Annotated in this window: 12 protein-coding genes; 6 read left to right on the plus strand and 6 right to left on the minus strand. The window is 63.2% G+C overall.

Features of this window, described 5'->3' with window-relative positions; all coding sequences use genetic code 11:
- Positions 1-55: 55 nt before the first annotated feature.
- Entirely contained in the window at positions 56-766 is a 711-nt protein-coding gene (locus C8C95_RS10700) for a hypothetical protein (protein ID WP_243415677.1), read from the plus strand.
- Between the two features lie 428 nt (positions 767-1,194).
- On the opposite strand, the gene C8C95_RS10710 is transcribed toward C8C95_RS10700, so the two are convergent.
- Both C8C95_RS10710 and C8C95_RS10715 read right to left on the minus strand, forming a co-directional pair.
- Positions 1,195-1,734, minus strand: a complete 540-nt coding sequence (locus C8C95_RS10710) for an EVE domain-containing protein (protein WP_203422262.1) — start codon at positions 1,732-1,734, stop codon at positions 1,195-1,197.
- Between the two features lie 99 nt (positions 1,735-1,833).
- Positions 1,834-2,454 carry a LysE family transporter gene (locus C8C95_RS10715; RefSeq protein ID WP_116748580.1) on the minus strand — a complete coding sequence of 207 codons (621 nt, stop codon included), beginning with the start codon at positions 2,452-2,454 and terminating at the stop codon, positions 1,834-1,836.
- A gap of 101 nt (positions 2,455-2,555) precedes the next feature.
- On the opposite strand from C8C95_RS10715, the gene C8C95_RS10720 reads away from it, so the two are divergent.
- Positions 2,556-3,005, plus strand: coding sequence for an Lrp/AsnC family transcriptional regulator (locus C8C95_RS10720; RefSeq protein WP_060987274.1), 450 nt, complete (start codon positions 2,556-2,558; stop codon positions 3,003-3,005).
- Positions 3,006-3,013: 8 nt separating this feature from the next.
- Here the strand turns inward: C8C95_RS10720 and C8C95_RS10725 are convergent, their stop codons facing one another.
- The 3 genes from C8C95_RS10725 to C8C95_RS10735 all read right to left on the minus strand — a co-directional run bounded on the left by C8C95_RS10725 (position 3,014) and on the right by C8C95_RS10735 (position 4,833).
- Positions 3,014-3,442: a VOC family protein gene (locus C8C95_RS10725; protein ID WP_116748581.1), complete on the minus strand. Its 429-nt coding sequence runs from the start codon at positions 3,440-3,442 to the stop codon at positions 3,014-3,016.
- A gap of 37 nt (positions 3,443-3,479) precedes the next feature.
- Positions 3,480-3,857 (minus strand): VOC family protein, encoded by a 378-nt coding sequence (locus C8C95_RS10730; RefSeq protein WP_116748582.1) that lies wholly within the window; start codon positions 3,855-3,857, stop codon positions 3,480-3,482.
- A 94-nt stretch (positions 3,858-3,951) separates the two neighbouring features.
- Positions 3,952-4,833, minus strand: a complete 882-nt coding sequence (locus tag C8C95_RS10735) for a helix-turn-helix domain-containing protein (protein ID WP_116748583.1) — start codon at positions 4,831-4,833, stop codon at positions 3,952-3,954.
- 103 nt (positions 4,834-4,936) lie between these two features.
- Here C8C95_RS10735 and pobA point away from each other — a divergent pair, with 103 nt between their 5' ends.
- From pobA to C8C95_RS10750, 4 genes are all read left to right on the plus strand, one after another.
- Positions 4,937-6,109, plus strand: a complete 1,173-nt coding sequence (pobA, locus tag C8C95_RS10740; protein WP_116748584.1) for a 4-hydroxybenzoate 3-monooxygenase — start codon at positions 4,937-4,939, stop codon at positions 6,107-6,109.
- A 325-nt stretch (positions 6,110-6,434) separates the two neighbouring features.
- Positions 6,435-6,596 (plus strand): hypothetical protein, encoded by a 162-nt coding sequence (locus C8C95_RS23690; protein WP_165836535.1) that lies wholly within the window; start codon positions 6,435-6,437, stop codon positions 6,594-6,596.
- A 343-nt stretch (positions 6,597-6,939) separates the two neighbouring features.
- Positions 6,940-8,961, plus strand: coding sequence for an AAA family ATPase (locus C8C95_RS10745; protein ID WP_116748585.1), 2,022 nt, complete (start codon positions 6,940-6,942; stop codon positions 8,959-8,961).
- Positions 8,962-9,472: 511 nt separating this feature from the next.
- Positions 9,473-9,922 carry a carboxymuconolactone decarboxylase family protein gene (locus C8C95_RS10750; RefSeq protein WP_116748586.1) on the plus strand — a complete coding sequence of 150 codons (450 nt, stop codon included), beginning with the start codon at positions 9,473-9,475 and terminating at the stop codon, positions 9,920-9,922.
- A gap of 63 nt (positions 9,923-9,985) precedes the next feature.
- On the opposite strand, the gene C8C95_RS10755 is transcribed toward C8C95_RS10750, so the two are convergent.
- The gene (locus C8C95_RS10755; RefSeq protein WP_116748587.1) at positions 9,986-11,698 is read right to left on the minus strand and encodes a tannase/feruloyl esterase family alpha/beta hydrolase; all 1,713 of its coding nucleotides are present in this window, start codon (positions 11,696-11,698) and stop codon (positions 9,986-9,988) included.
- Positions 11,699-12,005: the final 307 nt, after the last annotated feature.

Below are 12,005 nucleotides of genomic sequence, written 5' to 3' on the forward strand. Positions count from 1 at the left end.
ATCCGCAGGCCCCGTGTTCAGCCCGACAATCGGGCTGCACCACTGCCCAGACACCATGACACCTGCCGCTCCCTCGCCATTGCACAGCGCCCTGCGCATCCCACCACGGCGCGTGCAGCGCATCGGCGGCGCCGCAACGCTGACCCTGTGTTGCCTGGCCCTCACGGCCTGCGGGCCGGAGGTGCAAGGGTCGCCCAAGCCGCCTGCGGCGTTTGGCCCGGTGCAGAGCAGCTGGTTCGGTTGCCCGTCCCTGCAAGGCGTGTACGCCTGGCCGCCGGTCGAGCCTGCGGGTGTGCGGGGCAGCCTGCCGTTTTTTACCGGCTCGGCCGAGATGCAGGTCTGGGTGCAGCAGCAGCGCGGCGAAACCACGCTGCGCACGCGCACCATCAACCGCGCGCGCAACGTGCGCACCTCGCTCACCCGGCAGTGGAGCCTGGTCACCTACAGCGGCGCACAGGCCCACTGCAGCTCCGGCATGCTCGACCTGGCTCCGCAGACCGCACCGTCCGGCAACGAGCCCGGGACCTCTGGCAAGCTGCAAGGGTTCCGGCTGGCGCTGCTCAAAGACGGCAGCCTGGCTGTGGGCAAGCGCACCCTCACTACCGGCAACAAGGGCTCGTACTTTTCGTGGGGCGGGCAGTCCTACGGTAGCTACGACGCGCCCGATGTGGAGACCTGGACCTGGTTCAAGCTGGCCCGCACCGCAGCGGGGGACAGCGAGCCGCCGGTCATCGACGCCTACGTGCCCGGGGCCACCTCGCCTTAGGCTTTTTGCTTGTAGAGCGGCGCGCGAAAAAGCCCGCGAACTTCCCCGTTTATCGCGCCACCGCCTGCGCCGCCTCCTCGGCACAGTGGCATCGGGGCTTGGTCCATGGTGGGGCAGGCCCGGTCGCCCGCCTCTTTTTGTCGTGGCTGGCGCCCATGTCATCGGCCAGCCCCTGCGGCGGCCGCCCACTGTTGCCGTTCAAGGAGAAAACCATGCCCGCTAGCGAAATTGAAATCCACGCGATCGTGCTGCGACTGCTGCGTGAAGGCTATACCGCACTGACCGCCGCCCAACGCCGGGTGGTGGACTCGCTGATGGCGGTGTGCTGACGCCCGTCTGCGGGCTGTTCAGAGGCGCCACGGTGCTGTTCACGACCCGTTTGAAGCCTTTGGGGCCAGATGCGCTAGTGCCCATTGCCTGAGGCGCTATTAAAAATGTAGTGATTGCAGCTCGGCCTGCATCGCCTGCGCAATCAGGCGCATGTCGTGGTCGCTGACGGCCAACAGCCCAAACCGGAACTTGCTGCCCCAGCGCTGGCGGTCGTCCACAAACTCCAGCGCGTCCAGCAGCGGCGCAATCGCCGCCTCACGTGCAGGCACATAGGCCACGTCCCGCCGCGACGGCACAAACCCGCCACCCATATCAAACGCATACGGCGACCCCGGCAACACGATGCCGATGGAGACAAAGGCCTGCAGCCGGTCCTTGCCGCCCATGGTCACCGTGGGCGCGTAGTACGCAACACGGTCGCCGGGCCGTATGCGCTGCAGCGGCGCCACCTTGCCATGGCACACCTGCATGTAGCCCGCGCCCGGCGTGGCGCAGCCCCGGCGGGCGTGCTGGGCGCAGGCCACGGCGATCCAGTTGCGGCGCGTGGCGGCTGCAGAGGTCGCTGCCGATACAGGTATGTCGTTGCGCGCAGGCTCGGCATCCGGCCAAAGGGGGTGTTGCAGCAGGGCGTCGGTCATGAAAAAGCTCCTGGTCAAAGAAGCCACCGATGGTGCGGGCCTGCTGCTGACACCGCAGTGTCAGTACCTTTGCAGCATCCCTGTGCGCAGCGCAACGCCTCAGACCAGCTGCCCCCACTGCCACAGCGCAAACCCGCCCAGCAGCAGGGCCGACGCCCGGTTGATGCGCAGGCGCCAGGCGGGCGTAAAGCGCTGCCGCTGGTAGGCAATCGCATTGGTCAGCAGCAGCCACCAGGCGGCAGAGCCCACCAGCACACCTGCCACCATCCACAGCGGCGACGGCAGGCTGGGCCGGCCGCCGCCCAGCGAGCCAAACACCGCAATGAACGACACGATGGTGGCCGGGTTGGCCAGCGTCAGCGCAAACGTGCCGGCCGCCAGGCCCAGCAGGCCGCGCGCGTCGCGTGCTGGTGCGGCGTTGTGGGCCACTGGCGCGTGCCAGGTGCGCCACGCCAGCACCAGCAGCAGTGCGCCACCGCCCAGCGCCAGCGGCGTCCTGGCCTGCGTCAGCCCGTCGATGAGCCAGCGCACGCTGAAGGCGCCCACGGCGCCATACACCGCATCGGCCATAGCGGCGCCCAGGCCCGTGGCCAGCCCGGCCGCCAGGCCGCGCTCCAGAGTGCGTTGCATTGTCAGCAAGCCAATGGGGCCCACAGGGGCCGCAATGAGCACGCCGATGACGGCGGCTTGCAGAAACACGGTGATTGAAGTGAAGTCCATGCACCGATGCTAGGGCGGCGTCTGGCGATGGAGAATGCAGAAAATTCGGCGAATCCAGAATAGGGTTTCGGTTTTTTCTGTGCCCATCGAGAAAGGCTTGTATGGAAGTCGATGACAAAGCCTGGCGCCTGATCAGCGCGCTGCAGGCCGATGGCCGCGCCTCGCTCAAGGAACTGGCCGAGGCCGTGGGCCTGTCGGTGCCCGCCACGCTGGAGCGCCTGAGGCGTTTGCAGGAAGCGGGCGTGGTGCGTGGCGTGCATGCCGACATCGACCCCACCAAAGTCGGCTACGGCGTACGCGCCGTGGTGGGCATCAACGTGCCGCAGCCCGGCAAGAAGGCGCTGATCGACAAGCTGCGCCAGTCGCCCCAGGTGCTCGAATGCCACCACGTCAGCGGCAACGACTCGTATGTGATGCAGGTCGTGGCGCGCGACCTGCCCGATCTGGAGCGCTTCTTGGGCGACATCAACGGCTATGGCGAAACGCGCACGTCCATCGTGTTCTCCACGCCCATCCCGCTGCGTGGACTGGCCCGGCCGGAGGCGGGCTGACCCACACTTCAGAACGTGATCTTCACCGACGCCGCACTGCGCTGCGCGTCGCCATGGAACACGGCCTCGATGTTGTTGCCGTCCGGGTCCAGCACAAACGCCGCGTAGTAGCCGGGGTGGTAAGCCCGCTCACCCGGTGCGCCGTTGTCGGTACCGCCATGGGCCACGGCCGCCTTGTAGAACGCATCCACCATCGCCCGGTCTTGCGCCTGAAAGGCCAGGTGGTGCCGGCCTGTCAGGTGCCCCTGCGCGGCCACGCTGTCGGCGGTGGAGACAAACAGCTCATCCGCCCAGAAGTAGTCCTCGGCCGTTCCGCCCATGGGCACGTTCAGTGCGTCGAACACGGCCGCGTAGAACCTGCGGCTGGCGGCGAGGTCGCGCACCACGAGCTGAAGGTGGTCGATCAGCCGGCCTCGGTGCAGTTCCTGTGCTTCCATGGGTGCTCCTTTTGGTGAGAGGGATCGGTTCCAGGTCTCAATCGGGCGCATGCAGCCCGACACGGTTGCCATCCAGGTCATGGATGTGCGCAAAGAAGCCCATGCCCGGTGGCAGTGCCTGGCGCGGCAACGCTATACGACCGCCTTGGGCCACCGCGCGCTCCAGCGCTGCGTCGAGCGAGGGCGAGGCGTCCAGGTACACCAGTGTGCCGCTGCCCGACACCTGGGGCGCCGTGGGGCCCATCATCAGCGCGCCGCCCGCGCCATCGGCCTCGGGGTCGTAGGCAAACACAGCGCCTTCGCTCGGGCCCATGTTCTCGCGGCGCATGGGCTGGCCCAGCACGGCCTCGTAAAAGGCCTGGGCGCGGTCCAGCTGGGTGGTGGGGATTTCAAACCAGGCGATGGCGTTTTTCATGGGGGCTCCTTGTGTGTGAAAGAACGAAAGTAAGAAGCCCCGATGGTGAGCTGGGGCTGCTGACAGCGGCGTGTCAGCAGCCTGTCACGCGGCATCACATCGCCTGTGCGGGCGCCGATGCCGCCACCTGCGCCCGAAACGCACGCGGCGACAGGCCCGCATCGCGCGTGAAGGCGCGGGTGAAGTACGCCGGGTCGGCATAGCCCAGCGCGTAGGCAATGGTGGCCACGCCCAGGTGGGTGTAGGCCAGGTTGCGCCGCGCCTCGCGCATCAGCCGCGCCTCAATCAGCCGCTGGGCCGACACGCCCGTGGCAGCCCGCGCCACGCGGCTCAGGTGCGTGGGCGACACGGCCAGCGCCCGCGCGTAGTCGGCCACCTGCCAGTGCTCCAGAAAATGCGCCTCGATCAGCGCCTCCAGCCGCTGTACCAGGCTGGACTCTGGCGCTGCCGCATCGCCCGGGCTGTGTTCTTCCATCGCACGCGCCACCCAGCCCAGCAGCGTGGCGCTCAGGCCCCGCAGCACCAGCGCGCGCGCCTTGGTGCGGCCCGAGAACTCCTGCCAGACCTGGCCCATAGCCTGGTGCAGCTGTGGCGGCGCGGGCGCCACGGCGGGCCGCGCCAGGTCGCGCCGCACATCGCCCACGCGCACAAAAATCTCGTCCATCAATTCATCCGCCAGCGTGGCCACCCAGCCCTGCGTGTGCTGCGTAAAGCGGAACGCGTGCACATGCCCTTGCGGCACGTTGATGAGCGCGCCGGCAAACAGCGGCACCCGCTCGCCATCCAGGTGCGCCACGCCCCCGCCCGACGTGATCAGCAGCACCTGGTGCAGCCGCGTGTGCCGGTGCGGTGCCAGCTCCCAGTCGTGCAGCGCCGAACGCTCGGCAATCGTCTCGCAGTGCAGCACATCGGGCAGGTGCTGCGACTCGCCAAACAGGCTGTAAGAGCGGATGCCATCGATGTTCGAAAAGTGCATGTTCTGGCTCCATCCGTCCATTCAACGCGGCGACTGTGCCACGTATCTTTGGGTGGTCCGTTTGACCCATGTCATGAACACACCAACCACTACTGGAGACGCTATGAAAACCCAGGTTTGCATCATCGGCGGAGGCCCCTCGGGCCTCATGCTCTCGCAGCTCTTGCACCTCAAGGGCATCGACACCATCGTGCTGGAGCGCCAAAGCCGCGAATATGTGCTGGGCCGCATCCGCGCCGGCGTGCTGGAGCACGGCTTTGCCGCGCTGATGCGCGAGGCCCAGTGCGGCGAGCGCATGGACAAGGAAGGCGAGATCCACGACGGCTTCATCATTGCCCACGACGGCAAGATGGACCGGGTCGATTTGCACAAGTACAGCGGCGGCAGTTCCGTGGTCGTCTACGGCCAGACAGAGCTGACGCGCGACCTGTACGAAGCGCGCGACCGCATGAACGGTATCGTCATCCACAACGCCGAAGACGTGCAGCCGCACGACCTGAAAAGCGCCAACCCGTACGTGACCTACCGCAACGGCGACGAGGTGGTGCGCATCGACTGCGACTTCGTCATCGGCGCCGACGGCTTCCACGGCGTGAGCCGCAAGTCCATCCCGCGCGACGTGCTCAAAGAGTATGAAAAGGTCTACCCCTTCGGCTGGCTGGGCGTGCTCTCGCGCACCAAGCCCGTCTCGCCCGAGCTGATCTACGCCAAGCACGAACGCGGCTTTGCGCTGTGCTCGCTGCGCTCGCAGGTGCTGAGCCGCTACTACATCCAGGTGCCGCTGACCGACACCGTAGAAGACTGGTCCGACGAAGCCTTCTGGGCCGAGCTGAAGCGCCGCCTGCCTGCCGAAGTGGCCGAGCAGCTCATCACCGGCGCATCCATTGAAAAGTCCATCGCCCCGCTGCGCTCCTTTGTGGCCGAGCCCATGCGCTACGGCAACCTGTTCCTGGCGGGCGATGCCGCCCACATCGTGCCGCCCACCGGCGCACGGGGCCTGAACAGCGCCGCATCCGACATCTACTACCTGTACCACGCCATGGTGGCGCACTACAAGAATGGCGACAGCACCGGCCTCGACAAATACTCGGAAAAGGCCCTTGCCCGCGTATGGAAGGCCCAGCGCTTCTCGTGGTGGATGACGACCATGCTGCACACCTTCCCCGAGTCGCTGGCGTATGACCAGAAGCTGCAGGACACGGACCTGGCGTACCTGTTCTCGTCCGAGAAGGCGCTGGGGTCGCTGGCGGAGAACTATGTGGGGTTGCCGTTTTGAGCACCCTGCGGTAGCGCTGCTACCCAGTTAAAGGCTTGCATGGGGTGTCTCCCTGCAAGCCTTTTTTTGCGCCCAGATCGGCGCTTAGTGCAGGCAGTCGCGTTGGGCAGCGGTCTCCATCTGCTACGCAAAATTTAGGCGGAACTGATGCTTACGCCCGCACAGTAGGCCCGATAGCATCGCACCAAGTTTTCAGATCATTTGCCCGTGGTGTCGATGTGCTATTCGACGATGGCTTGAACACGATGAAGCTGCTGACGCAGCGTTTTGAGGCAGTGCACTTCACATCCGATAGTTCCAATCAATAGCCAGGAAAATTTCCAAGATGGATTGGGTCCCGATAGTCTTCATTGTCTTCAAGGTGGCCGTGTTCGGCACCGGCATGTTCTTCGCCATCAAGTGGCATTACGACCAGGGTAAGAAGGTGAAAGAAGAAGCCAGCAGATCGCAATTGCCAGTGGTACGTACGCCTGGTGCGCCGGATTAGGCGACGGTCACCGCTGGTTGGCCTGCGGGGCATCAGGCTTCCACCTACCTGTGTCACGCCATGGCGGTCGGCCTCTAAAACGGCGACGGTACGAGTTTGGACGAGTACTTGTGGAAGGCCTTGGTTCGAATATCGAAGCGCAAGCGCTTCAGTTGTTGGGTGACCGAAGTAGCTGCGCTGGTACTGCTTGCAACGGAATGAGAACGCGCCTCTTGAATACCTCGGCTTGGGAGGGCGGTCGCGGGGGGGGGGCGTCCTCACAACTGGCGCCGAAATTCAATGCGCAATTGAGGTTTTCATAGTAGGCTAATTGCACTAAAACTGCTCTAGGGGAGACACGACCATGCGGCTGGGACGTGCGCGCGTACGCAACTATCGAAGCATCATCGATACCGGCGTCTTCGACGTTGAGAAGATGAAGACGATTCTGGTTGGAGCTAATGAGGCTGGCAAGACAGCAATACTTCAGGCTCTCCAGCAGATCAACAGGCCAGCAGAGGTTGAGGGCCTAGAGGCGCTTCGTGACTTCCCTCGATCCAAGTTTCATCAGATCCGGACTGGAGCGATAAATCCCGCAAAAGAGATCGTTGTTGAAGGCTGGTTCATTCTTGACGACGATGACAAGGCGCTATTGCCGTCTGACTATGCCGACGTTTTATATAGGCGGGGGCGATATGCGAATGACGAGGCGTTTCATTCAATCGAGGGCGGGCCTAGCATCCCGACCACTACGACAATTTCAAAAGATGTGACGAGGCTCGTTGCGCATCTTCGACGTTCTGACCCGCCGGAAGGCTCAAATGCAGGAGCTGAGGCCGCAGCCAAAGACATCGAGGATCTGGTTGGGACATGGGCTCCATCCGATCTCGTTTCTACCGCGCGCGGCGCCGCATTGGAGACGGCCCTTAAGGCTGCTCTTACGTTTATAGATGAAGCCTCGCAAGCAGAGGAAGAGCGCTATGACCGGTTGATGATCGCTTGTAATGCCGACAAGGTGCGATCGGAGGTTTACAAGTTGTTGTGGGCGCACACGCCGACATTTGTTCTGTTCAACAACTACCTTAGGGTCAAGCCAAGAATTCAGCTAAACCATTTAGCTGCGCGTGTTGAGCAGAATATTCTTGATGACAAGACCTACGATTACGGCAATCTTTGCCTATTGAAGCTCATTGGGTTCTCGCCACGCGAGCTATCAGACTTGGCGTCGAAGGAAGTCCCGGCGCAGAACAATCCTGAAGCAATCAAGGCCTACCAGAAGAGTTTGGATGAACGGCAGTATCAGTTAAATGCGGCCAGCGTCCGGTTGACGACTGAAGTTCGGTCGATCTGGGCCCCTGACGAGAGTCGGGGCGAAGCGGCGAAGGTGAGGATCGTTCCCGATGGCCAGTATTTAAAGCTGGTTGTCGAGGACTCGATAGGTGTGGAAGTTGAACTGGACCAACGGTCCGAAGGCTTTCAGTGGCTGGTGTCCTTCTTCGTAATCTTTTTTGCCGAAGCTGAAGGTAAGCACCGCAACGCCATCCTTTTGCTCGATGAGCCTGGCGTCAGTCTTCACGGTCTTAAGCAACGGGAATTTCGATCGACGCTGTCGAAGCTATCTGAACGCAACCAAACGATATACACGACGCACTCCCCCTTTTTAGTTGGTCCGGACGAACTGGACCTCGTGCGTGTGGTAGAGATGAAGGACCGTGCAACTGGCACTAAGGCGTCAACGACCGTTGCAGCTTCTGATTCGCCAGCACTGCTGCCACTGCAGGAAGCGCTTGGTTACGATCTGGCGCAAAGTCTTTTTGCGCAACAGAGAAACCTTGTTCTTGAAGGGCTTACCGACTATTGGTACGTCGATGCCACATCGAAGTTGTTTGACGATGCAGGCGAGAAGTCATTGGAAGAGAAGGTGGCGCTTGTGCCTGCTGGCAATGCCGGAAAAGTGGTCTATTTCGCGACCATCCTTCACGCACAGAAACTGAAGGTCGCAGCACTATTGGATTCGGACTCAGCTGGCGATCAAGCGGCCAAGCAAGACACTCTCACTCATACCCTTGGGCAGAAGGCAGTAATGCGCACTAAAGATTTTTACAAAGGTGCTGTTCACGGAGTGGAGGTGGAGGATCTTCTGCGAGATACGCTTATAGAGGTAGGCAAGGAAGAACTTGGCTGGGATGTTGCTGTGGAGGCAGCTGCTGAGCCGTCGCGTGGGATTGTTGATATCTTCCAGCGCGTTGTTACGGACTTCAGCAAATACAAGTTGGCAAAAGCGTACTTGCGGTGGACCCGGACCCATTCGCTAAGCGACCTGAAGGCGCAAGAGCGCGACGCATTTGCGGAGATGTTCGCCCATGCGAATAAGGTTCTCAAGTAGGTTGCCAGTGTGCCGTTTGGATCGCGCAGCAGTAAGCCCGCTTTTGAACTGGCGATACATATGCAACTACTCCACCTGCGCACGCCGTCCAACCTAGTTGATGAGCGATTGCTTTGAGGTGGCGAGTAACTCTTCGAGTTAACTATCCTGCAAAAATGAAACCCGGCACAAGCCCGGCTTCCCACTCTCAATACCTCTTCACTCGCAGCTAAAACTGCTCGCACTCTCCACTTCCCCGTCCCGTTGTACCGCGCCACATTCGGGCACACATAGCGTCGTGTCCGGTTGGCAAATCAGCTGGTGGGCAGCTTCTTGTTGACGACATTGGCCTCTGATCCGCGTACCTTCGCCGTCAAGCTGTCGAGTGCCTCGCTTTGCCCCACCGCGGCGACCATGGCGAGGTCTGCACCCATTTCTCCACCATCTGTCACAGCACCCTCACATCACACGTCTTGAGAGCAGGAGGTCGATATCGCCCTCTGCTCAACATTCAATGTGAAGGAACTGCTGTATGAATCGCGCTGTCTGGTTCAACGTATCGCCCGAGGGTGCCAAGGCTATCGGGACGCTGCACCACTTCGTCACCCAGGGCACGGGCCTGCCCAGCTTGCTGACGCACCTGGTCTTCCTGCGCGTGTCGCAGATCAACGGGTGCGCGCACTGCATCGACATCCACACGCGTGACCTGCTGGCCGAAGGCATGTCGGTGGAGAAGTTGGTGCTCGTCCCCGTGTGGCGTGAGGCGGCGTATCTGTTCTCCGAGCAGGAGCGCGCTGCGCTGGCCTGGGCCGAGGAGGTGACGCGCGTGAGCGAGACCCATGCCTCTGATGAGGCCTATGCGGCCGCGCTGGCCGTGTTTGGAGAGAAGGACCTGGTGGACCTGACGCTCACGATTGCCAGCATGAATGCCATCAACCGCATGGGCGTCAGCTTTCGCATGAAGCCTCGCGCCAAGGCGTAAAAGGAAAAGAAAAAGGGAAGCTCGGCTTGTGCCGTGCTTCCCGCTTTTCAAGCGCTGAACTGATTACTTGCAGCTGAAACTGCTCGCGCTCTCCACATCTCCCGTGCCGTTGTAGCGGGCGACCTTGGGGTACACGCACAGTGGCCGGGTGCGGTTGGCGGACCAGCTGGCGGGCAGCTCGGCGTTGACCACGTTGGCGCCTGCGCCGCGCACTTTCGCCGTCACACTGTCGGGTGCCTTGCCTTGTTCCACCCAGGCCACCAGTGGGGCCAGCATGTCGAACTGGTCGGTGGCGGGGCCGCCGGAGCAGTGGTTCATGCCGGGCACCAGGAACAGGCGTGCAAAGGCGTCGGCCTTGCCGCTGTGGTTGGCCTGCAGGCGGTCCATCCAGTTGGCGGTGTCCATGGGCGAGAACACGCCGTCGGCCACGCCGTGGAAGACGATCATCTTGGCGCCCCGGTTCTTCAGGGTGCTCAGGTCCGTCTCATTGGGTGGGGTCATGTACGACCAGGGCGACTCGGTGTATTGCGCCGTGGTGGCGAACATCTTGGGGTAGTCGGTCTCCATGCTGAAGTTCAGCGCGTACTGCATGCCGGGGATGGCGGTGAACGCGGCCACGCTGGATGGGGGCGAGGTGAAGATGAAGGCCACTGCACCGGCGTCACGCGTGGCGGGGGCGCCAAAATGCCACGATGCAAAGTTGGCGCCGGCAATGCCGGGGTCCCACCAGGTGCCAGCGTACTGCGCTTCGCCCTTGCTGTTCTTGGGGCCGGCAAAGATGCTGGCCAGCACGCCCTTTTGCTCGCTGGTGATGCAGCTGCCGTCGCGGGCGCCGGTGCAGGTGGGCACGTCGGTCTGCAGGTTGAAGGCGGCTTGGCAGGCGGCCACGTCGTTGACCTGGCCGTCGGTGGCGCCGTCCAGCGCGTCGCACTTGGCGACGATCTTGCTGCTGATGAGCTTGAACTCGGCCGGGCTCACGGCGGTGGTCAGGTCGGGCAGGCCGCTGGCGTCCTTGGTGGATACCTTGGCGTATTGCTGGGCCTTCCACAGCTGGGTGGTGGCGGCCTTGGGCAGGTGAAAGCCGGGGTTGCCCGCCAGGATGCCGTCGTACTGCTCGGCATAGCGCGATGCGCCCACCATGGCGTGGCGGCCGCCGTTGGAGCAGCCGGCCAGGTACGAGCGGTCGGGCGCCTTGCCGTAAGCGCTCTTAATCAGGTTCTTGGCCATGGGGGTGAGGGTGCCGACGGCCTGGTAGCCATAGTCCAGCCGGGCCTGTGGGTCCACGCCAAAGAAGGGCGTGGGCGCGCCGTGGCCTGCGTCAGAGCTGAGCACCGCAAAGCCTTGCACCAGGGCAGGCGCCACGGGGGCGCCACCGCTCACCGAACCTAGCGCGGTGACCACGCTGCCGTCCAGGCCGCCGTTGGCCTGGTGCAAAAAGCGGCCGTTCCACTCCACGGGCAGGCGCATCTCAAAGCCGATGGCGTAGCTGGCTCCGTCCACGGGGCCGGTGCGTTCTTTCATCTTGCCTTTGACGAGGCAGTGCGCAGGCGCTTGGGTGGTCACGCCCTGCACGGTGATGGGGCCTGCGGGCACTTGTTCGGCCGAGGTGATGCGCGTGTCGGGCAACGCCAAGCTGCTGGCCAGCGTGGCGCAGGACTGCAGGGTGGCCGGTGTGGCGGCGGAGAGCTGGGGCAGGGCGGCATCTGACGAGCCGCCACAGCCCATGAGCAAGGCAGCGGCTGCGGCCGAGAGCGCCAGGGGTTGGTGGGCACGCATCCGGTTTCTTCTCATCTTCAAGCGCATGGTGTTGTCTCCAGTGGTTTTTTTGAGGCGTTAGAACCTGTTCAAAACCTTTTCGGGGTCGCACAAGTACCTTGCCGGGATGGGATGCAAGGCGCGGTACGCAGTTGATAGCTCGGCTATCAACAAGCGCCGCAACGCCGCAGACCGCCCGGCAAGGCACTTGCCCGAAGGGTTGGAGTGAAATCGGGCGATTGGAAGCCCCGGCTGCTTGCATGGGCACGAGCCCATGCAGCGCATCCGAAGCATCCACTCATCCCGATTGCACTCCAATGCGATCCCC

Origin of the sequence: Acidovorax sp. 99 (genome assembly GCF_003096455.1) — a bacterium.
GTDB lineage: Bacteria > Pseudomonadota > Gammaproteobacteria > Burkholderiales > Burkholderiaceae_C > Acidovorax > Acidovorax delafieldii.